This is a genomic window from Flavobacterium sp., from assembly GCF_029945805.1.
In the GTDB taxonomy this organism is placed as follows: Bacteria; Bacteroidota; Bacteroidia; order Flavobacteriales; family Flavobacteriaceae; genus Flavobacterium.
In genome coordinates this window covers 96,252-119,175 of the sequence record NZ_JAQSDH010000022.1, presented here as the reverse complement: position 1 = coordinate 119,175, position 22,924 = coordinate 96,252, and the positions used below count along the sequence as shown (strand labels likewise).

Below are 22,924 nucleotides of genomic sequence, written 5' to 3'. Positions count from 1 at the left end.
TTATAATCTAATCAATTTAAGTATGAAACATCTTAACAAATTATTCGTTGCTTTGGTGATGTTGGCTGGGTTCAGCTCACAAGCTCAAGACAGCAACAATCCTTGGGCGATTTCGTTTGGGGTTAATGCAGTAGATACAAGAGTTAGCGCTGCTACTAAAGTAGAAGACCAATTCTCTCAGTATTTTAATGCTAAAAAGAACTGGAATATCCTTCCTTCAGTGTCTTATGTAAACGTATCTAAATACGTTGGAAGTAATTTCTCTTTTGGAATTACAGGATCTGTTAACAGAATTACAAGGTACGTATTACCTAGAGTTGGTGAAGGACCTTACACAGTCGTTAATATTGGAGACAAAAATTACTATGCGGCTGATGCAGTTATCAATTACAGTTTAATGAATTTGATTAAATCTAAAAAAATTGATCCATCTATCCACGTAGGTGGAGGTTACACATGGATTGGAGATGAGTTGCACGCAGGTACTGTAAACGGAGGTTTAGGTTTAACATATTGGTTTACTGAAATGGTAGGTCTTTCGGTTCGTTCTACTTACAAATATTCTTTCGAAGATGTACGTGAAGATATGCCAACTCACATGCAACACTTCGCAGGTCTTACTTTCAAATTTGGAGGAAAAGATACAGACGGAGACGGAATTTACGACAAAGATGATGCTTGTCCAGAGGTTGCTGGTTTAAAACAATTCAACGGATGTCCTGATACTGACGGAGACGGAATTGCTGATAAAGATGATGCTTGTCCAGATGTTGCTGGTCCAGTTGAATTCAACGGATGTCCTGATACTGACGGAGACGGAATTGCTGATAAAGATGATGCTTGTCCAGATGTTGCTGGTTTGAAATCATTAAACGGTTGTCCTGATATTGACGGAGACGGAATTACTGATAAAGCTGACAAATGTCCAGATGTTAAAGGTCCAAAAGAAAACGCAGGTTGTCCTTGGCCAGATAGAGATGGAGATAAAGTATTAGATAAAGATGACAAATGTCCAGATGTAGCAGGAACTGTTGCTAACAATGGTTGTCCAGAAGTATCTGATGAAGTTATGAAAAAATTGAATGATTATGCGAAAACTATCTTATTTGATAGCGGTAAATCTTCATTCAAACAACAAACTTACCCAGTATTACAAGCTATGGTTGCTATCTTGAAAGAATATCCTAATTCTAACTTCTCATTAGAAGGTCACACTGATAGCGATGGTTCAGATGCATCTAACCAAATACTTTCTGAAAGTAGAGCTAAAGCCGTTAAAGATTTCTTAGTTGAAAACGGTATTGCTTCGGATAGATTATCTTCAGTTGGTTTTGGAGAATCTAAACCAATCGATAGTAATAAGACTAAAGCTGGTAAAGCTAATAACAGAAGAACAGAAGTAAAATTAATAAAATAATTTTTCTAAAATATTTTTAAGAAAACGCTCCGATATTCGGGGCGTTTTTTTATTTTTATAGCATGTCAAAACCAACATTTCTTCATCACCTTGCCCAGGAAGTTTTAAAAAATCATTCAGATACTTTATCAGAGTTAACCATTGTTCTTCCTAATAAAAGAGCCAAAGTTTTCCTAATTGATGAATTGAAGTCATTAATTACCAACACTATATTTGCACCTGAAATCATAAGTATTGAAGATTTTATTCAGGATGTTGCCGGAATTCGTTCTATTGATAGCGTCGAACTCTTGTTTGAATTTTATGAAGTCTATCTTTCTATTACAGATATTGACAAACAGGAATCCTTCGAAAACTTTGCTAATTGGGCCAAAACACTGCTGCAAGATTTTAACGAAATTGACCGTTACCTTCTTGTCCCAAATAAAATTCTAAAATACCTTGAGAATATTAAAGAAATTGAACATTGGTCTGTTGATAGCAACAAACGAACCGATTTGATTGAAAAGCATCTTGCTTTCTGGAAAAAACTTCCCGACTACTATCATGCTCTTTATCAATACTTACTTAACAAAGGTGTTGGTTATCAAGGATTAATTTATCGCGAGGCCGTTCAAAATTTAGATCATTTCTCGGAAAATAATAGTGATAAAAAATTCGTTTTTGCCGGTTTTAACGCATTGAATCAAGCGGAAGAAAAGATATTTCAACATCTTTTAGCTTTGGATAATGCTAGAATCTATTGGGATATTGATGAAACCCTTCTGTACGATTCTTTCCACGATGCCGGACTTTTCCAGCGCAGATTCAAATCAGATTGGATCTATTATAAAACCCATCCCTATGAATGGATTGTAAACGATTTTAAGGAAGAAAAGAATATTCATGTCATTGCTACTTCCAAATCAATTGGACAAGCTAAAATTGCAGGCAGCATTATCGAAAAACATATCGAGGAAAACAATGCTAACCTCCAGAATGTTGCTTTGGTACTTGGCGAAGAGAATTTGCTTTTACCGATTTTACATTCTTTACCCAATACTGTTGACGCATTAAACATCACTATGGGATTTTCGAGTAAAAATAATCCGGCTCAGTTGCTTATTGCCAAATTATTCAAAATGCACAGCAATGCTTTATCCAGAAATGCGGCAAGCTATGTGATGTATTATAAAGATGTTCTCGATATTTTAACGCATCCCTTAGTTGAACCTTTCGTCAATGCAGGCGAATTGGTGTATCGAATTAATAAAAATAACTATACGTTCATCACTCATAAAAAAGTCGAAGAATTGCATCCAGAAGGCAATGAATTATTCCAATTTATTTTTAAAAAGTGGGATACGAATTCGGTTGCAGTTTTAGAGAATCTTTCTCAAATTCTACTGAAGATAAAAGACAATTTAAACTATGAAAACGAAGAGGAAAAGATAACGAATGCTTTTGTGTATTCGATATTTAAAGTCGTTAATAAGATGATTTCTTATTTCGCAGACCATAAAAAAATTGACGATATCAAAACGCTGCAAGCCATTTACAAACAAGTTATTGAGGTAGCCGAAGTTTCCTTTGAAGGCGAACCGCTGAATGGGTTGCAAATTATGGGAGTTTTGGAAAGTCGTGTGCTCGATTTCGAAACCGTGATCATAACATCAGTTAACGAAGGTAAATTCCCTGCCGGAAAATCAACGAATTCTTTTATTCCGTATGATGTAAAGAAGGAATATGGTTTGCCCACTTTCAAAGAAAAAGATGCCATTTATACGTATCACTTTTATCATTTATTACAACGAGCAAAGAATATTTACCTGATTTATAATGCCGATAGCGAAGGTTTTGATGCTGGTGAAAAGAGCCGTTTTATTACCCAATTGGAAGTGGAAAAACAACCCAAACACAATTTGACTTTTCAGCATTATAATCCTGATGTGCCGAATATTGCGCATCAACCCATAGTCGTTCCAAAGACCGAAAGCATCATGCTGCGTCTGCGCGAAATTGCCGAAAAAGGATTTTCTCCTTCTTCATTGACGACTTATATTAGAAATCCGATTCAGTTTTATTTTCAACGAGTATTGCGCATTTCTGAAACGGATGAGGTTGAGGAGAACATTGCTGCCAATACTTTAGGAACCATAATTCACGGCGCCCTAGAAGAATTATACAAACCTTTTATTGGTCGAATTTTAACGACTGCAGATATTAAAAATTGCCTTTCGAAAATAGATGATGAGGTTTTGAAACAATTTAAGGAAGTTTATAAAGAGGGCGAAATCAAAAAAGGCAGGAACTTATTAGCGTTTGAAGTGGCTAAACGAAATGTACTCAACTTCCTGAAACTCGAACTCGAAAGTTTAGAGCAAGGCGATATAGTTCAGATTGTAGCCTTAGAAACTACTTATGAACGAACTTTATCTGATGCGCGACTTCCTTTTCCGGTATTGATTAAGGGAAATGTGGATCGAATTGAACTCCGCAACGGTAAAGTCAGAATCATCGATTATAAAACTGGAAAAGTTGACAAGAATAATGTGGTTTTAAAAGAGTGGCTTGGCTTGACGGAAGATATCAAGAACGACAAAATAATTCAGCTTTTAGCCTATGTTTTTATGTATGAACCGAAAGCAAACGGACAAGAAATTCAAGCCGGAATCATATCTTTTAAGAATTTAAAAGGTGGATTTTTACCTTTCAAACTCAAAGAAGACAAAGACGAGAATCCTGTAATTTCAGCAGAAATAATGGAAAACTACTTGGAACAGATTGTAGATTTACTACAAGAAATTTTGAATATTGACAAACCATTTGAGGAGAAAACATAGTACTTAACCGCAAAGGGAACGCTAGGTTCGCAAAGCTTTGTGTTCTTTGCGTCAAACAGTGCGTACTTTTCGTTAGATTTTTACACCTTCTTTAAAAAATCAACCAAAACCTTCTTCAATTCCGTTTCGTTTTCAATGTGTGACATGTGCCCGTATGTAAAAGTGGTTAGTTCAACTTTAGTTGCTTCAATTTGGGTCATTGTTTCCTCATAATTCAATACGCTGTCCTTTTTCCCCAAAACCAACTGAATCGGATAGGGTGCAAAATGCAACAACACTTCTCTGTCTTTGCGCACCTTCATGCCTTCAAGCGCGGCGACGATTCCTTGTAACGGAGTTTTGAGGGCTTCTAGCTTAGTGTTCTCAATTTCACGCGCCAATACTTCTCGATTTTCTTCACAAAAAAGATTGCTGATGGCCATGCGCACAAAGCCGGTATAATTTTCTTTTACAGCTACTATAGCGCGACTTCTATTAATTTTTCGTTCATCACTATCGGCTCTTGCGGTTGAGTTTAGTAAAAATAATCCCTTTACATAATCGGGATATAATTCGGCGAAAGCCAAAGCTACATAACCGCCCATAGAATGCCCTACCAGCACTACTTTTCGCAATCGCAAATGAATCAAAATCGCATAAATCATATCGGCTTGATCTTCCATTACGTGAACGTAACCCAAACTTTCGGTTGCGCCATGACCTAATAAATCAACTGTAATCACCCGATTATTTTTAGTCAATAATTGAATGTAGTTATTCCACATGGTTTTATTTTCGAGAAAACCGTGCAATAAAACCACAGCCGTGCCTTTGCCTTGATCGGTATACGCTATTTTCGTGTTTTTATAAGTTAGGGTATTCATAACTGCAAAAATAGATTTTTACCAATAAGAAAGTAAGTTTTTGCATTAAGAAAAAAAACGATTAAAGAAACACCTACTATCTTCGTAAGTGCTAAATGTTTCTAACGAAAAACGACCCACAATCGTGAGCCGTCTTATCCCTTATCTCTATTCCCTTTCCTCTTAATTAAGAATTCATTATCGATTCAATTTCTTCTACTTCAATCGGAATGTTTCGCATCAAATTAAACGGTTCTCCTTTTTCCTGAATTACCACATCGTCTTCAATTCGGATTCCGAAACCTTCTGCCGGAATGTAGATCCCAGGTTCAACGGTGAACACCATATTCGCTTTCATTGGCTCGTGTAATAAGCCGTAATCGTGTGTGTCCAGCCCCATGTGGTGTGAGGTTCCGTGCATGAAATACTTTTTATACGCTGGCCAATCTGGGTTTTCGTTTTGCAGATCGGCTTTGTCTATTAATCCCAAACCTAGTAGTTCAGAAGTCATTATTTTTCCAACTTCTACATGATACTGTTTCCAGAGATTACCAACGGTCAGCATTTTAGTGGCTTCGTTTTTTACGCGAAGAACAGCATTGTAAACGTCTTTTTGTCGGTCCGAGAATTTTCCTGAAACGGGAACCATTCTGGTCATATCGCTGGAATAATTAGCATATTCAGCACCTACATCTAACAGAATCAAATCGCCAGGGTTGCATTGCTGGTTGTTTTCGATGTAATGCAACACATTTGCATTGTTTCCTGATGCAATGATTGGAGTATAAGCAAAACCTTTAGAGCGATTTCTAAGGAATTCGTGTGCAAATTCGGCTTCGATTTCGTATTCCATTACATTTGGTTTTACGAAGTGCAAGATTCTGCGGTAGCCTTTTTCGGTAATATCACATGCGGTTTGAATTAAATCGAGTTCTTCGCTTTCTTTTATGGAACGAATGCGTTGTAGAATTGGGTTCGATTTTTCCACTTTGTGTGCTGGATAATTTTCTTTCCACCATTTTACAAAACGCGCTTCACGGGTTTCGGTTTCGATGGAAGCTCGATAATGCTCATTGGTGTTGATGTACATCGTTTCAGCGTAAGCCATCACTTCTTTCAACGTCTTGTGAAAATCTTGCAACCAGATCACCGATTTGATTCCGGAAACCTCCAAAGCCCTTTCTTTGGTTAGTTTTTCGCCTTCCCAAACCGCAATGTGCTCGTTGGTTTCTTTTAGAAATAAAATTTGTTTTAAGTGCTCATAAGGAGCATCGGGAAACAATAACAAAATGCTTTCTTCCTGGTCAACTCCTGATAAATAGAAGATGTCTCTATGCTGTGCAAACGGAAGTGAACTGTCTGCAGAAACCGGATAAATATCATTTGAATTGAAAATAGCAACACTGTTTGGTTTCATTTGTGCCGTGAATTTCGCTCTGTTTTTGATGAAAAGGTTGCGGTCTATTTGATGGTATTTCATATTAGATTATTTAGACTTTTTAAATTATTTGACTACTTAGATAAAATGTTTTTCAAAATTACATAAAGAATAAAATTAAAGGCCAATCAAGTAGTATTATTTATTTCAAACGTAATAAAAACAACTTTTTTACGTTATTTGTTACAGAAATCGATTAATGTCGATGTTGTAAATTTAAACTAAGTTAAGTAAAGATGAACAAGACAGTTAGTATTCTAGTGCTTTTATCCGCAATTTTTTCGTTCGTGTCGTGCAGTAAAGAGTCGAATGAAGAACCAATGTTGATCATTAAATTTAAATTTGACCCAAACCAAACGAGACTCAATAATCTAGGTCTGCCAGCGCCGGTTGCGACAGGTAATGCGGCTCAAACTCCTACTTTTAATAGTATTTCTGCACACTATGTTGAAATGGCGGCTAGTGCAACTACGCAGCTCGGACAAGGAACAATTTTATACCATGCTCCTGAGACTAATGATGGCGGAAGCAACGCTATTGATTTTGATCAATCCAAAGTTGTGGCAGAAGGCGAAACATTCCTTAAAATTCCATTGAGTGCGGTAGCTGCCGGAAGCTATGAATGGATGCGTGTTTCTCTTTCTTATCAAAATTATCAAATTAATTTACGCGCCGCAAACGGAAATGATTATGCGGGAACTTTAGCCAGTTTTGTGGGATTCAATACTTACATTTCTACATTTAATATTGGTAATTCTATTTTTGCAGTTAATGGCAACAGGGCACAAGGTTATTGGGCCTTTGGCTTATCTGATCAGCCTTATTCCACTTCGGGGCAAGCAGCTGCTGGAGCCACAACAGTTCCAAACCCGCTTGCTGCAACATCCCCAATTCCTTCAGGTTCGTGCGTCGTTACGGGAAAATTTCCAAGTAATCTGGTACTTACCGGAACAGAATCAAATGATGTCGTAGTTACATTATCGCTTTCAATTAACAAGAGTTTTGAATGGCATGAAGTTATACCTGATGGAAAGTTTGAACCCACTGCTGAAGAGAATGTTGTTGATATGGGGTTACGGGGCTTGCTACCAACGTTTGTTAAGTAATTTGGCTGACTGTTGGGAGTGCTAAATTACTAAGTAAACTACTGACAGTCAACAATTGTTAAAGTCACTTTAAATTGATTATAAATTACAGCGAAAAGGTTGTAGTTGTTGGCAAATAGGTGTATTTTTGTGTGATTTTTTAAAATAAATTACATACACTTATGGCAAAATCTTCTATTTTGAGTTCGTCCATTGCAAAAAAAGTTGCCATGGCACTTTCCGGACTTTTCTTGCTTTTGTTTTTAGCACAACATTTTTTTATAAATAGCACGTCAGTTTTTAGTCCCGACACTTTTAATTCCATTTCTCATTTTATGGGAAATAATCCTTTGGTTCAATTTGTAATTCAACCTATTTTGATAGTTGGAGTTGTTTTTCATTTTATCATGGGATTTGTTTTGGATTTTCAAAATAGAGCTGCACGACCAATAGCGTATGCAAAGAATAATGGTGCGGCAAATTCTTCTTGGGCATCAAGAAATATGATTATTTCAGGTGTTGTAGTTTTAGCATTTTTAGGTGTCCATTTTTATGATTTTTGGGTTCCTGAAATGGTTTATAAATATGTTGAAGTCAATCCATTAGAGCCAACACGATATTATGGCGAATTGGTTCACAAATTTGAAAGTCCAGTGCGAACAGCATTGTACAGTTTGTCTTTCTTGCTATTGTCATTGCACTTGTGGCATGGTTTCAACTCGTCAATGCAATCGGTTGGATTTAACAATAAATTTTCAAAAGGACTACATAAATTAGGATATGCATTTGCAATTGTTGTCCCATTCGGATTCATTTTCATTGCATTGTTTCATCATTTTAATCATTAATTTCAAGTTATAAATGAAACTAGATTCAAAAATACCAGAAGGTCCAATCTCGGACAAATGGACCGATTATAAAGATCATTTAAAATTAGTTGCGCCTAATAACCGACCTAAGATTGATATTATTGTGGTTGGTACCGGTTTGGCCGGAGCTTCTGCAGCAGCATCTTTAGGCGAAATGGGTTATAATGTGAAAGCATTTTGTTTTCAAGATTCACCAAGAAGAGCACATTCAATTGCGGCTCAAGGTGGAATCAATGCAGCTAAGAATTATCAAAATGATGGTGACAGTACGTATAGATTATTTTACGATACTATAAAAGGGGGAGATTACAGATCACGTGAAGCTAATGTTCATCGTTTAGCGGAAGTATCAGTAAATATTATTGATCAATGTGTGGCACAAGGGGTGCCTTTTGCTCGAGAATATGGTGGAATGTTAGACAACCGTTCTTTTGGAGGAACGCAATTACAACGTACGTTTTACGCAGCTGGTCAAACAGGACAACAATTATTACTTGGAGCGTATTCAGCCTTATCTAGACAAATTGGTTTAGGTAGAGTTAAAATGTTCAGCCGTCACGAAATGTTAGATTTAGTAAAAGTGGACGGAAAAGCACGTGGAATTATAGCTCGTGATTTGGTTACAGGAAAATTGGAAAGACATTCGGCGCATGCGGTTGTTATAGCAACTGGAGGATATGGAAATGTTTATTTTCTTTCTACTAATGCAATGGGAAGCAACGTAACGGCGGGTTGGAAGGTGCACAAGCGTGGTGCTTTGTACGCGAATCCTTGTTTTGTTCAGATTCACCCAACTTGTATTCCTGTTCATGGAACCAACCAAGCAAAATTGACACTGATGTCAGAATCATTGCGTAACTCAGGTAGAATTTGGGTTCCAAAAAAGAAAGAAGATGCACAAGCCATTCGTGAAGGAAAATTAACAGCATCACAAATAGCAGAAGACGATAGAGATTATTACTTGGAACGAAAATATCCTTCTTATGGAAATTTGGCACCCCGTGATATTTCCTCTAGAGCTGCGAAAGAATTGTGTGATCAAGGATTCGGAATTGAAGCAAATGACACCAATGAAGGCGTTTATTTGGATTTCTCGACCGAAATTCAAAATAAAGGAAAGCAAGTAGCATATGGTCAAGGGAATCATAACCCAACACCAGAAGAAATAACCCAATTAGGAAAAAAATGGTTGGAAGAAAAATATGGCAACCTTTTCGCGATGTATCAAAAAATCACCGATGAGAATCCATATGAAACGCCAATGAAGATTTATCCTGCGGTTCACTATACTATGGGTGGCGTTTGGGTAGATTATAATTTACAATCCACTATTCCGGGTTGTTTCGTTGCCGGAGAAGCTAATTTCTCTGACCACGGAGCAAACAGATTAGGTGCTTCGGCATTAATGCAAGGATTGGCCGATGGTTATTTTGTACTGCCTTACACGATCTCAAATTATTTAGCAGATGAAATCAGAACTGGGAAAATTCCAACCGATTCACCTGAATTTGAAGAAGCAGAAAATAGTGTTAAAGATTCTATTGATAAATTCATTAACAACAACGGTTCAAAAACAGTGGACCATTTTCACAAAAGGCTTGGTTTGATTATGTGGAATAAAGTGGGTATGGGCAGAAATGAAAAGGGATTAAACGAAGCTATTGCTGAAATTGCCGCTTTAAAAGAAGAATTTTATAAAGAGGTATACGTTCCGGGAACTTCGGATGAATTGAACCCTGAGCTTGAAAAAGCACTTCGCGTAGCCGACTTTTTCGATCTAGGCCAATTGATGGCAATGGATGCTTTACAGCGAAAAGAATCTTGTGGAGGACATTTCCGTGAAGAATATCAAGACTCAGAAGGAGAAACACTTAGAGATGACGAGAACTTTTCTTTTGTGAGTGCCTGGGAATATATGGGTTACGATATCAGTAAAGAAATCCTAAATAAGGAAGAATTGAAATACGAGTTTATAAAAATTGCAGCTAGAAATTACAAATAATATACATTATGTCTTCAGCAAAAAATATCAATATAAACCTTAAAATTTGGCGTCAGAAAGATGCGAAATCAAAAGGAAGCATGGAAACTTATAAATTGGATAATGTTTCGACTGCAAGTTCGTTTTTGGAAATGTTAGACCAGTTAAACGAGCAATTAATCAATGAAAAAAAATCGCCTGTAGCTTTCGATCATGACTGTCGTGAAGGAATTTGCGGGATGTGTTCATTGTACATAAACGGTAGAGCACACGGTCCAGAAACCGGAACAACTACTTGTCAATTGCACATGCGTAAATTCAATGATGGAGACACAATTTTTATTGAGCCTTGGAGAAGTAAAGCCTTCCCAGTTGTAAAAGATTTAGTAGTTGACAGAAGTTCTTTTGACAGAATTCAACAAGCTGGAGGTTTCGTTTCTGTAAATACTTCTGGAAGAACCATTGACGCCAATACCATTCCAATTCCAAAAGACGATGCAGATAAAGCCTTTATGGCGGCAGCTTGTATTGGTTGCGGTGCTTGTGTTGCGTCTTGTAAAAACGGTTCGGCAATGTTATTTGTGGGTGCTAAAGTATCACAATACGCTTTATTACCGCAAGGAAAAGTAGAAGCAACTGCACGAGTATTAAATATGGTGCGCCAAATGGACGAAGAAGGATTCGGAAATTGTACCAATACTGGTGCTTGCGAAGTAGAATGCCCAAAAGGAATTTCATTAGAAAATATTGCCCGTATGAACAGAGAATATTTATCGGCTAGTTTAAAATAATTTCATACTTACATACATAATACAAAAACGCATTCAGTAATTTGGGTGCGTTTTTTTATGGAATCAACTATATTTACCAAGCTAAAAACTTCAAATTCCATTCCAATGAAAAAGCTTGTGTTTTTTATAATTTTTATTTTGTTTTCAAACGGAATTGCCAATGGACAAAATTTGAAAATGATGACCTATAATGTTCGTTATGACAATCCTAATGATGGCGAGAATGCTTGGCAAAATAGGAAAGAGTTTATCTGTTCCCAATTGTCATTTTATGAACCGGATGTATTCGGAATTCAGGAAGCGTTACCCAATCAGGTTAGTGCTATTGCTTCCTTGTTGCCCAGCTATACTTATGTCGGAATGGCACGTGATGGCATTGGTAAAGGAGAATCATCAAACCTATTTTTCAAAAAAAACCGGTTTGAAATGTTACAGCAAAATACTTTTTGGCTATCCGAAACGCCCGATGTAATTTCCAAAGGATGGGATGCCGCACTTAATAGAATTTGCACCTATGTTTTACTGAAAGACAAGAAAACTAAGCAGACATTTTGGATTTTTAATATCCATTTAGATCATATTGGTGAATTGGCGCGAACGAATTCAATTCAAGTAATCTTGACTAAAATTAAAACATTGAATATTAAAAACCATCCTGTATTTTTTATGGGCGATTTCAATTCGCAACCCACAGAAGAGCGAATTATTGCGCTGAAAAAAGAGATGAACGACAGTCAGGATATTTCACAAGATAGTCCATTTGGCCCAAGTGGAACCTTTAATGCATTTAAACACAACGAAGCAGTTACAAAAAAGATTGATTATATATTTCTATCCAAAAACAGCCCTTGGAAAGTAATAAAATATGCTGTTTTGAGCGATTCCAAAGATTTGAAATATCCTTCAGATCATTTGCCTGTTTTTATTGAACTTAGTTTTAATTGAAAGCATTTTTTATCTTTGATGAACCAACAAACACCACAATGAAAAAAACACTTTCAGCGCTATTTTTATTATATACTACACTTTCTTTGAGCCAAAACTACCATCAGTACGTTAATCCAATGATTGGAACTGGTGGTCATGGACACACTTATCCTGGCGCTACAGTTCCGTTTGGAATGGTACAGCTTTCGCCCGACACGAGAATCGACGGGAGTTGGGATGGTTGTTCCGGGTATCATTTTTCAGATAACGTTATTTATGGCTTTTCACATACGCATTTAAACGGAACTGGCGTTTCTGATTTTGGTGATATTATGCTGATGCCGACTGTAGGTGAACCAAGTTTTGACAACAAAATTTATTCCTCAACCTTTTCTCATGATACTGAAAAAGCGTCCGCTGGATTTTATGCTGTGAAATTAGACAAACACAATATTGACGTTCGATTAACAACAACAACGAGAGTTGGTTTTCATGAATATACGTTCAATAAAAGTGGCCAAGCCAATATTATTCTCGATTTAAATCACAGAGATAAATTGCTCTTTGGCGATGTGAAAATCATCGATAACAAAACCATTCAAATTCTACGAAGAAGTGAGTCTTGGGCACGAGATCAGTATGTTTATGCCCAAATAGAATTCAATGTTCCAATGAAAATCTCCAAAACTGAGGCCAATCAAGAGCACCGTTCGGGTTTTTATTCTGGAATTGAATTGAAATTAGCGTTTTCTAAAGAAGTCAAAAAAGGAGAAAAAATTTTAATTAAAGTCGCACTTTCTCCAACAAGTTATGATGGCGCAAAACTAAACAGTTCTGAAATCAAAGGTTGGGATTTCAATAAAGTCAAAAAAGACGCTGAAGCACTTTGGAATAAACAATTAGCAAAGATAGAAGTTACAGAAACCAATAAAGACAAGTTAACAATTTTCTACACGGCTTTATATCATACGATGGTCCAGCCTAATATCGCGCAAGATAGCGACGGAAAATACCGTGGCAGAGACAATAGAGTTCATGAAGGAGAAGGATTTGATTACTACTCGGTTTTCTCGCTTTGGGACACCTTTAGAGCAGCGCATCCTTTGTATTCTTTAATTGAAAAGAAACGCACAGCCGATTTTATCAATACGTTTCTAAAACAATACGAACAAGGAGGTCGATTGCCCGTTTGGGAATTGGCATCTAATGAAACCGACTGTATGATTGGCTATCATTCCGTTTCTGTGATGGCAGATGCGATGGCAAAAGGGATTACAGGTTTTGATTATAACAAAGCTTTTGAAGCGGCAAAACATTCCGCAATGCTCGATCATTTGGGTTTAGATGCGTATAAAAAACAAGGCTTTATTTCAATGGATGACGAACACGAAAGTGTTTCCAAAACGGTGGAATATGCTTACGACGATTGGTGTATCGCCCAAATGGCTCAAATTTTAGGTAAACAAGACGATTACCAATACTTCATTAAACGATCTCAAAATTGGAAAAACGTCTTTGACTGGAATACGGGTTTTATGCGTCCGAAAAAGAATGGCGGTTGGGACAAACCTTTTGACCCAAAAGAAATCAATAACAACTTTACCGAAGGCAATTCGTGGCAGTATTCTTTTTTTGCACCACAAGATATTCCAGGAATGATTAATGCTTTTGGCGGAAACAATAAATTTGAGGCGAAACTAGACGAAATGTTCAACAGCGAAAGCAAAACCACAGGTCGCGAACAAGTTGATGTTACCGGTTTAATTGGGCAATATGCACACGGCAATGAGCCTAGTCATCACATGGCGTATTTGTATAATTACGTTGGGAAACCAGAAAAGACAACGGAAAAAGTGCATTTCATTTTAAATAATTTCTACAAAAATGCTCCTGACGGATTAATAGGCAACGAAGACTGCGGTCAAATGAGTGCTTGGTATGTGTTGAGTGCAATGGGGATTTATAATGTAACGCCAGGACAGAAAAATTGGGCAATTTCGATTCCATATTTTGATAAAGTAAAAGTCAATTTTGAGAATAAGGTAGCGAAAGAAATTACGAAGAGCACGGATAAATTTATTCTACGAACTTTCGATGCCTATGATGAAGCTATAGATGATGCACCAGTCGAAGTAGATAGCTTTAGAGATTCAAATAAACCAGAAATAACAATTATAGTTCCGGTTCCAGTTATCACAGCAGAGGGTAAGTCATTTAAAGATACTACATTAATTAAAATTGAAAATAATAATTCTGACACGGAATCGTTAAAACACATTTCAACATTTTATAAAATCGGAGATGAAAAAGACTTTAAATTGTATACTAATCCCATAAAAATAGACACATCAACTTCTGTTTACGCTTATTCGAAAACGAATTTCACAGGTTTTTCATCAAGCAGTATCGTTGCTGCCACCTTTTTTAAAAAACCAAATAATTATACCATCGACATTAAATCCAAATACAATCCGCAGTATCATGCTGGTGGACCGGATGGTTTATTAGACGGAATTTTTGGCAGTGAAAACTGGCGCAAAGGCGATTGGCAAGGGTATCAAAGTCAGGATTTTGAAGCTGTAGTTGATTTACAGGAAATTAAAGAAATTAATTCTATTGGAGCAACATTTTTGCAGGATTCCCGTTCGTGGATTTTGATGCCAACCAAAGTAGAATATTATGTTTCAATGGATAATAGCAACTTTACTTTAGCTGGGACAGTTGAAAATACAACAGACCCAAAAGAAACCCAAAATGAAATCAAGAATTTCAATTGGAATAAAAAGACAAAAGCAAAGTATGTTAAAGTAAAAGCCTATAACTTTGGCAAACTTCCCGATTGGCATCAAGGCTTTGGTGGAGAGGCTTTTATTTTTATAGATGAAATAACTATTAAATAAATCTTTGTGACACTTTGTGTAGGCATTGGTCAAACACTGTAAAATAAAACCATGAAAATAGCCCTAATCCAAACTGCATTAACTTGGGAAAACCCAACGGAAAACAGAAGCCATTTGGCCCAAAAAATCACAGGTTTTATGGAAGACGTCGATTTGATTGTACTTCCCGAAATGTTTTCATCGGGATTTACGATGAATCCGCAGGCAATTGCCGAAACTATGCAAGGTGAAACGGTTTTATGGCTCCAACATCTGGCGAAAGCCAAAAATGCTGCTATCACCGGAAGTTTAGTAATTGAAGAAAACGGAAATTATTATAACAGATTGCTGTTTGTTTACCCAACAGGCGAAGTAAAATGGTATGATAAGAGGCATTTGTTTACCTTAGCTGGTGAGGATAAATTCTATACCGCTGGGAAAGATAAACTGATTGTAGACTATAAAGGATTCAAAATTTGTCCGCTCGTTTGTTATGATTTGCGTTTCCCTGTTTTTTCCAGAAATAGGGAAGAGTATGATTTGTTGTTGTATGTTGCCAATTGGCCAAAAATCCGCATCAATGCGTGGGATATTTTACTAAAAGCACGTGCTGTTGAAAATATGTGCTATACTATTGGCGTTAACCGAATTGGCACTGATGCGAACAATCATGATTATATTGGGCATTCGCAAGCCGTTGATTTTCTCGGAAACTATCTAATAGAACCGCAGGAAGCCGAAGGCGTTTTTAGGATAGAATTGGATAAAGAAAAACTGTTGGAAACAAGAAACAACCTATCATTTTTAAACGATAAGGATGAATTTCAGTTGGAATAATTCTCAAATGAAAATCGTTAATTACATTCTTAAATCTTTACGTTGAACGGCTGCTCAACATCCCAATTGGAGCGCACATCAATCTCTTTTGGGAAATAAATCACTTCTTCGGATTGGCGTCTTTCCATATAATTTCCGGAGTCCCAAATTTTATTTTTATTGTCGTCATAGATAAGTCGAAGTGTATATTTTGCTGGTTCGATTGCCACAAATTCAACAGTAGTATTACTTTCTGAATATTCTGAAGCTTTTACTTTTCCGTCTTTATCCGTTAATTCGACAATCACAGGAAATCGCTTCACGTTTTCTAAAAGCACGCGTAAATTGCCATAATCGGTGTTGCTTTTGGTCCCAACTTTATAGGTTAAAGTATCATTTTGCTTTTCATAGAAATCGGTCAAAGCTCCAGGCATAAACCTAATTTTATAGCTTTCTAATTCTTCTTTCTTAAAGTTTAAAAAGAGTTTTTGTTCAAATTCATCGTACTCGGTATCGAAAGCTACTGCTAGAGAATCTTTGTTTAAAATAGTAATTTTTGATTTGTCAAATTTTACTAAAGGAATGCCACTGTTTACCGCAAATCGCTCGCGTAAAGGAATAACACCATTAAAATCGACATTAAAACTTAAAGTATCTGTTTTTTGTTTATTGATTTTTACTGTAAAGTCTTTGAGAAATTTATCTTTTTCAACCAAAATATGTAGTGAATCTGCCTTCATTGGTTTGAACCAAATTTGAACCGAATCCTTTTTAGGAAAATGAGTTACCATTGATGGAACTACCTCCGAACCATTTTTAACGGTTATTTTGATGTTTTTTCCGTCGCCTTCGTGACCCATTATTAGTCTGTTATTTGAAGATTGTGTTGGTTTTATAGCTTTAAAAGGAAGTTTTTCCTTGAATAATTTTAGTTCAAAAACGCTATCATTCGGAATCGTAATGTATTCTTTTTGGAAAGCAATTTTATCAACATTCGGATTAAATTTATTATTGCCGTTGTCTTTCAGCGCTAGTAAAAGATATTTTCCTGCTTTGATATTTTCGAGCGTAACTACTTTTAAACTATCTAAGGTGTTGGTAATGTATCTTGGTGATTCCTTATAAATTGTTGAATCATTGAACTTTTCATTAATTTCATAAAGCATTACCGAAACGAAATTAGCCACTTTGTTTTCTAATGCATCTTTGATTTTTACATTAATTTTCAGAGAGTCAATATAAGAACCGGTTGAAAATACATATTTGAATTGCGAATACGGATTTCCTTCGTTATTGTCTTCTATACTTTGACCAAAATTGAAACTGTACGTGGTGTTGGGCTTAAGTGTGTCTTTAATTTTGATTGTAATAACTTTACTTGCTGTATAAGGTAAAATTTCCGGTTGGATTTTCATCGGTGGCGAAATAATCAAATTTTTATTGATGTTTTTTAACTTCACATATTCGTCGAAAACCAATTTAATTTCTTGTCCTTTAAAATTTGTAGTTAAATTTTTCGGAAAACTAGCGTTCAAAATAGGAGATAATGTATCTTTTGTTCCGCCAGTGATATTGCCACGCTTAGCGCAACTAGCCAAAAGGACTGCAAAAAGCAAACAAAAAAACTTAAGAATAGACTTTGGCATACTGCTGATTTTTCAATCCACAAAATAACAATTATATTCAGTGTGAATGAAATGTTTTTTGTGAAAGTTTATAAATCCAGCAGTTGATTTAATGGTTTTAATAGCATAGAATTTATAGAAGTTGTTAGAAGTGCATTAATAGGTAAGAATAAACAGCCCTGATATAGCAATTAGTGTTACAGGAACCAACAAGACAGTTTTTACCAATGAAAACTTCTTTTCCTTAGCAGATGTAATATTTTTTATTGGAATTCGTTCTTCATAGCCATTTTTCAAAACAAAAATGACACTATCTGCATTTTGGGTGTAGACGGCTTTGGTTGTTTTATTGTTTCGGACGATTTTATACGTCTGTCCTATAACCATTGTCTTTGGGTTAATGTTGACTTTTTTATAGCTGTAACAGCTTTGTAGTAAAAAAGTAATGGCTAATAGTAAAGATATTTTTTTCATATCTGAAATTCTTTTTTCATTCAAATCTAGTAAAACATTTTATAAATACTCATTAATTGTGCGACATCGCCATACAAACAATACTAATTTTAGCATCGGGCACTTTAAGTAGCGCGTGACTACAAGCTTCAAGTGTTGCGCCAGTTGTCATTACGTCATCAATCAATAAAAAATGTTTGCCATGATGCTTTTCAGAAAAGGAAATGTCAAAAACACTGTCTATCACATCGCTTCTGCCCAAAAGATTTTTCTTGGTTTGGGTTTTGGTGTATAATTTTCGACTTAGCACAGTTTCTTCATACGGGATTTTCAAATTTTCAGATAATGCTCTGCCAAAACTTTCGACTTGATTGTAGCCGCGTTCCCGTAATCTTTTCTTGTGGAGAGGAACCGGAATTATACAATCGATTTTTTTGATTTGTTCCAGATGTTTTAATTCTTCGCTGTACCAATTGCCTATGACTTCTCCAATTTCTTCCTGACCTTTGTATTTTAATTTATGCATCATTTCCTGAACAATTCCTTTTTTGTGGAAATAAAAAAATGCTGAACCAAACTCCAATGGAATTCTTCCGTAAAACTTTTGGAAGATTTCATTGTTATAAATTTTATGATGATTCGTCAGCGGAATATCATGCCGGCATTGGGTACAAATCACTTTTTCATCTTTCAATAAAAACGATTCGCATCCAGCACAAGCCTTTGGAAAAAATAAATTTAGTAGATGCTGAATCATAAAAATGAATTTTTCTTACATAAAAGTATAAAAAAAAGTTATTCTAATCGCTTTTTAATCATTTTTTTACATTCCGTTTTTATATTTTTGCAGCATTATGGCAAAACAAGAAGATTTATTTAAGAATGTAGTTTCGCATGCAAAAGAGTACGGATTCATTTTTCCGTCAAGCGAAATTTACGATGGTTTGAGCGCAGTGTATGATTATGCTCAGAACGGAGTAGAATTAAAAAAGAATATTAGAGAATATTGGTGGAAATCGATGGTTCAAATGCATGAAAATATTGTTGGACTTGACGCTTCGATCTTGATGCATCCAACAACCTGGAAAGCCTCGGGTCACGTTGATGCCTTTAACGATCCGTTGATTGACAATAAAGACTCTAAAAAAAGATATAGAGCTGACGTTTTAATTGAGGATTATGCCGAAAAATTAAACCTGAAAGCCAAAAAAGAAATTGAAAAAGCGAAAGTCCGTTTTGGTGATGCTTTTAATGAGCAAGAATTCATTACAACTAATGCTAGAGTTGTAGAATATTTGGCTAAAGAAAGAGAAATTCTGGAAAGAATGGGCCGTTCCTTAGGTAACGGAGATTTGGAAGATGTAAAAGCATTAATCGAAGAATTAGAAATTGCAGATCCAGAAACGGGTTCAAGAAATTGGACAGAAGTGCGTCAATTCAACTTGATGTTTGGTACAAAATTAGGAGCTTCTGCTGATACAGCAATGGATTTGTACTTGCGTCCAGAAACGGCACAAGGAATTTTTGTGAATTTCCTAAACGTGCAGAAAACCGGAAGAATGAAGATTCCTTTTGGAATTGCTCAAACTGGAAAAGCGTTTAGAAATGAGATTGTTGCCAGACAATTTATTTTCCGTATGCGTGAATTTGAACAAATGGAAATGCAGTTTTTCGTTAAGCCAGGCGAAGAAATGAAATGGTACGAATACTGGAAAGAAACGCGTTTGAAATGGCATTTATCTCTAGGTTTAGGAAAAGAAAATTACCGTTTTCATGATCACGAAAAATTAGCTCATTATGCAAACGCTGCAGCGGATATTGAATTTAATTTTCCATTTGGTTTCAAAGAATTGGAAGGAATTCATTCCAGAACTGATTTCGATTTGAAAGCGCATGAACAATTTTCAGGTAAAAAATTGCAATATTTTGACACTGAAACGAATTCAAACTACGTTCCTTATGTAGTAGAAACTTCGGTTGGTTTGGATCGAATGTTTTTATCTGTTTTTGCAACATCCTTAAAAGAAGAAACTTTGGAAGATGGTTCAACACGAACTGTTTTAAGCTTGCCATCCGTATTGGCACCGACAAAGGCAGCCGTTTTACCATTGGTTAAAAAAGATGGTTTGCCTGAAGTTGCTCAAAAAATTATTGAAGAGTTGAAATGGGATTTCAATGTGGCTTATGATGAAAAAGATGCCGTTGGAAGACGTTATAGAAGACAAGATGCTTTGGGAACACCTTTCTGTATTACGGTGGATCATCAAACATTAGAAGACCAAACAGTTACAATTCGTCACAGAGATTCAATGAAACAAGACCGAGTGGCTATTTCTGAATTAAGCAGAATTATTAATGAGGAAGTTTCAGTTAAAAACTGGTTGATGAAAATGTAAAAAAAAAAATACGTAATTAATATTATATTTTACTCAGATTTCACAAATTGCACGGATTCTATCTGTGATAATTTGTGAAATCTGTGTTTTGTAAGCATTTGTCCGAATAAAATTTAACATATCAACAAGCGAGTTCTTTCTATTAACAATTTTAGAATTTCAAAATGCAATTTTATAATTTCGTTATAACGAAAATACATACGTTTAGACGATTTTATTTTTGTGGTAATTTATTTATCATAATCTTTATCACGCATTTTTAGTTTCCCCAAACTACTAAACCAAACTGACTAATGTTTTCCCTAAACAATTGGAAAACGATTAATGAGTCATACTTTTATAATTATTGATGACAATCAAGAAGACGTTACGAAAACTCAAGCTATTGCTGAGCGTTTTCGGAATTTGTCTTTCTTGGCATCTGCTACTAATTATGACGATGGTGTAAATTTAATTCTAGAACACCAACCCCATCTTGTTTTTTTAGAAATTGACCCTGCGGATAAGAAAAGTAATCTTTCCTTAAGTTTGATTAATGAGCTGTATCGCTATTTAAAAATCGTTCCAAAGATTATAGTTACTACGAGCAAAAAGGATTTGGCTTATGATGCGTTACAATATGAAGTAGTTGATTATTTATTGAAACCAATGAATAGTAATGATTTTAGAAAAGCCATCCTGAAATTCGATCGTGCTATACAATCTGATTTGCCACATATGGAAGTAAAAAATCCAGTAGCAACCTATGAAGTTTTAGATGAATCGGAAGTAGAAGCGCTTAAAGAAGATGAAATAGATGAAAATGTAAACGATATTGATGTTACCGTTACACCAATTACAGTAGAAAAGCCGACTATCATTCAGCAACCAAACCAATCATTGGTTATCTGCGTTAAATCATATGGAGATTATCGTTATATAGATTCAGAAGATGTATTGTATTTTGAAGCCGATAATAATTCGACCGATATTCATCTAAACAATGGTGAAATGATTACCGCTTTTAAAACCTTGAAACATTTTGAAACGGTATTGCCGCCCGCTCAGTTCTTGCGAATTCACAATAGTTATATCATTAATGTAAATCAAGTTTCTAGAATTCATACCGGGAATACAGTTTGCTACATTAAAAACTCTACTACCAAACTTCCGTTCTCAAAATCGTATAAAGAAAATGTTGATTTGATTATCAGCAGAATAGCTTCTGGCAACTATTTGGAGATTTAGAAGAAAATTCGTAGTTTTGATAAAAATCTCTTTATTATGGAACTACAAGTTTTAATGGTTGACGATCATGCTCCGATTATCGAAGGGTATAAATCTATATTAGCTTTCAATTCTGAAGGCCATATTTTAAAGACTACAGAGGCGCATTCATGTGAAATGGGATACAATGCAATTATCAATGCAGAAGACCAATTCGACCTTGTTTTTTTAGATTTAACCTTGCCGCCTTATCTTGAAAAAAATTTACATTCTGGTGAAGATTTGGTGTCGGTTGCAAAAAAACACCACCCCAAAGCAAAAATTGTTCTTCTTACCTCACATTCAGAATCTATAATTCTTTTTAAAGTAGCTAATGATAAAAATCTAGATGGAGTTTTAGTAAAAAGTGATTTTCGTTCACATGATTTATTGGAAGCGTTTGATATCATTGTAAAAGGAGGTACTTATTTTAGTCCAACCATTATTAAACATCGAAAAACTTGGGAAGAAAAGAGCAAAGTGTTGGACAGTTATAATCGTCAAATACTTTTGCTACTGTCACAAGGCGTGAAGACCAAAAATTTTCCTGCGATTTTACATCTTTCTAAAAGCGCTATTGATAAAAGGAAAGCCATCATTAAGCAAATGTTTGGAATAGATAAGGGAACAGATGAGGATATTCTAAATGAAGCTAGAAAACAGGGTTTAGTTTAATTTTTTATTTAAAATGAAAATGTACACTTTTAGTGTACCAAAATATAAAACCAACACATTAATTTTACCATATCAAAATCAAGTAACACTTATTCTGATTAATAAAAATATCTAATGCCATTACCACAGATGTCATGTTATTTTGAATAACAAAAACGGGGGTAATTAAAATTAGGTAGATATGAAAGATTTCTTGTTTAGGTTACTAAGTGTACTATCTGTAATTAACTTGAATGCGCAGGAACGGGAAGAGGTTTATTTTGGCAGTGCTTCAATACTAACTTCCTATAATAAAGAAGTTGTGGAATACAAGTTCAAATCTTTGGCTGATTTAAATTTAGGCTTAGATGAAATTATTGAAGAATTTGATTTTAAAGGAAAAAAAATAGAAAAAAAGGAAGGCTGTGACATAACACTAATGATAAGAGTAGAAATGTCGCTTGGAGTCGCCTCAGTAGTATTGTCAGAATCAATAACGACTCTTTGCACTGATGAAAATTTAGGGATAGTGACAAAAAAGCTAAAAAGAATTTTAACAGCAATGGCAATAGACTAAATAGTGCTTGCTAAATAGAAAAATGAATGCTTAAATTCATTTAATTGTGGGAAATTGGGTTTCGGCTTTACGGCCGGAACTCAATTTTATTTATACCTAATACTGTT

18 protein-coding genes are annotated in these 22,924 nt (G+C 35.4%); 13 read left to right on the top strand and 5 right to left on the bottom strand.

Annotation, left to right across the window (positions count from 1 at the left end; all coding sequences use genetic code 11):
* The first annotated feature begins 22 nt into the window (after positions 1 to 22).
* Together PSU83_RS05595 and PSU83_RS05590 are read left to right on the top strand one after the other, a co-directional pair.
* Positions 23 to 1,417 (top strand): OmpA family protein, encoded by a 1,395-nt coding sequence (locus tag PSU83_RS05595; RefSeq protein WP_300587731.1) that lies wholly within the window; start codon positions 23 to 25, stop codon positions 1,415 to 1,417.
* A 62-nt stretch (positions 1,418 to 1,479) separates the two neighbouring features.
* Positions 1,480 to 4,239 (top strand): PD-(D/E)XK nuclease family protein, encoded by a 2,760-nt coding sequence (locus PSU83_RS05590; protein WP_300587729.1) that lies wholly within the window; start codon positions 1,480 to 1,482, stop codon positions 4,237 to 4,239.
* An 80-nt stretch (positions 4,240 to 4,319) separates the two neighbouring features.
* Here PSU83_RS05590 and PSU83_RS05585 read toward each other — a convergent pair whose 3' ends face one another.
* Both PSU83_RS05585 and PSU83_RS05580 read right to left on the bottom strand, forming a co-directional pair.
* Entirely contained in the window at positions 4,320 to 5,102 is a 783-nt protein-coding gene (locus PSU83_RS05585) for an alpha/beta hydrolase (protein ID WP_300587727.1), read from the bottom strand.
* A gap of 166 nt (positions 5,103 to 5,268) precedes the next feature.
* Positions 5,269 to 6,561: an aminopeptidase P family protein gene (locus tag PSU83_RS05580; RefSeq protein ID WP_300587725.1), complete on the bottom strand. Its 1,293-nt coding sequence runs from the start codon at positions 6,559 to 6,561 to the stop codon at positions 5,269 to 5,271.
* A 194-nt stretch (positions 6,562 to 6,755) separates the two neighbouring features.
* Between PSU83_RS05580 and PSU83_RS05575 the strand changes: the two genes are divergently transcribed.
* The 7 genes from PSU83_RS05575 (at position 6,756) to PSU83_RS05545 (ending at position 15,888) form a co-directional block, all read left to right on the top strand.
* Positions 6,756 to 7,625, top strand: a complete 870-nt coding sequence (locus PSU83_RS05575; protein ID WP_300587723.1) for a hypothetical protein — start codon at positions 6,756 to 6,758, stop codon at positions 7,623 to 7,625.
* 161 nt (positions 7,626 to 7,786) lie between these two features.
* Positions 7,787 to 8,452 (top strand): succinate dehydrogenase cytochrome b subunit, encoded by a 666-nt coding sequence (locus PSU83_RS05570; RefSeq protein ID WP_300587721.1) that lies wholly within the window; start codon positions 7,787 to 7,789, stop codon positions 8,450 to 8,452.
* 13 nt (positions 8,453 to 8,465) lie between these two features.
* Complete coding sequence (locus tag PSU83_RS05565; protein WP_300587717.1) at positions 8,466 to 10,475, top strand: fumarate reductase/succinate dehydrogenase flavoprotein subunit; 2,010 nt, start codon at positions 8,466 to 8,468, stop codon at positions 10,473 to 10,475.
* 8 nt (positions 10,476 to 10,483) lie between these two features.
* On the top strand, positions 10,484 to 11,245 hold the full coding sequence (locus PSU83_RS05560; RefSeq protein WP_300587714.1) for a succinate dehydrogenase/fumarate reductase iron-sulfur subunit: 762 nt from the start codon (positions 10,484 to 10,486) through the stop codon (positions 11,243 to 11,245).
* Between the two features lie 105 nt (positions 11,246 to 11,350).
* On the top strand, positions 11,351 to 12,190 hold the full coding sequence (locus PSU83_RS05555) for an endonuclease/exonuclease/phosphatase family protein (protein WP_300587711.1): 840 nt from the start codon (positions 11,351 to 11,353) through the stop codon (positions 12,188 to 12,190).
* 38 nt (positions 12,191 to 12,228) lie between these two features.
* Entirely contained in the window at positions 12,229 to 15,072 is a 2,844-nt protein-coding gene (locus tag PSU83_RS05550; RefSeq protein ID WP_300587708.1) for a GH92 family glycosyl hydrolase, read from the top strand.
* A gap of 51 nt (positions 15,073 to 15,123) precedes the next feature.
* On the top strand, positions 15,124 to 15,888 hold the full coding sequence (locus PSU83_RS05545; RefSeq protein ID WP_300587705.1) for an amidohydrolase: 765 nt from the start codon (positions 15,124 to 15,126) through the stop codon (positions 15,886 to 15,888).
* 29 nt (positions 15,889 to 15,917) lie between these two features.
* On the opposite strand, the gene PSU83_RS05540 is transcribed toward PSU83_RS05545, so the two are convergent.
* From PSU83_RS05540 to PSU83_RS05530, 3 genes are all read right to left on the bottom strand, one after another.
* A complete protein-coding gene (locus tag PSU83_RS05540) occupies positions 15,918 to 17,513 on the bottom strand; it encodes an Ig-like domain-containing protein (RefSeq protein WP_300587702.1) in 1,596 nt (531 codons plus the stop codon).
* A gap of 135 nt (positions 17,514 to 17,648) precedes the next feature.
* Positions 17,649 to 17,966: a hypothetical protein gene (locus PSU83_RS05535; RefSeq protein ID WP_300587700.1), complete on the bottom strand. Its 318-nt coding sequence runs from the start codon at positions 17,964 to 17,966 to the stop codon at positions 17,649 to 17,651.
* 52 nt (positions 17,967 to 18,018) lie between these two features.
* Complete coding sequence (locus PSU83_RS05530; RefSeq protein ID WP_300587698.1) at positions 18,019 to 18,702, bottom strand: ComF family protein; 684 nt, start codon at positions 18,700 to 18,702, stop codon at positions 18,019 to 18,021.
* Between the two features lie 97 nt (positions 18,703 to 18,799).
* Here PSU83_RS05530 and PSU83_RS05525 point away from each other — a divergent pair, with 97 nt between their 5' ends.
* The 4 genes from PSU83_RS05525 (at position 18,800) to PSU83_RS05510 (ending at position 22,817) form a co-directional block, all read left to right on the top strand.
* The gene (locus PSU83_RS05525) at positions 18,800 to 20,341 is read left to right on the top strand and encodes a glycine--tRNA ligase (protein ID WP_300587696.1); all 1,542 of its coding nucleotides are present in this window, start codon (positions 18,800 to 18,802) and stop codon (positions 20,339 to 20,341) included.
* Between the two features lie 324 nt (positions 20,342 to 20,665).
* Complete coding sequence (locus PSU83_RS05520) at positions 20,666 to 21,568, top strand: LytTR family DNA-binding domain-containing protein (protein ID WP_300587693.1); 903 nt, start codon at positions 20,666 to 20,668, stop codon at positions 21,566 to 21,568.
* A 36-nt stretch (positions 21,569 to 21,604) separates the two neighbouring features.
* Entirely contained in the window at positions 21,605 to 22,261 is a 657-nt protein-coding gene (locus PSU83_RS05515; protein WP_300587691.1) for a response regulator, read from the top strand.
* A gap of 181 nt (positions 22,262 to 22,442) precedes the next feature.
* Positions 22,443 to 22,817: a hypothetical protein gene (locus PSU83_RS05510; RefSeq protein WP_300587689.1), complete on the top strand. Its 375-nt coding sequence runs from the start codon at positions 22,443 to 22,445 to the stop codon at positions 22,815 to 22,817.
* The last annotated feature ends 107 nt before the right edge of the window (positions 22,818 to 22,924 follow it).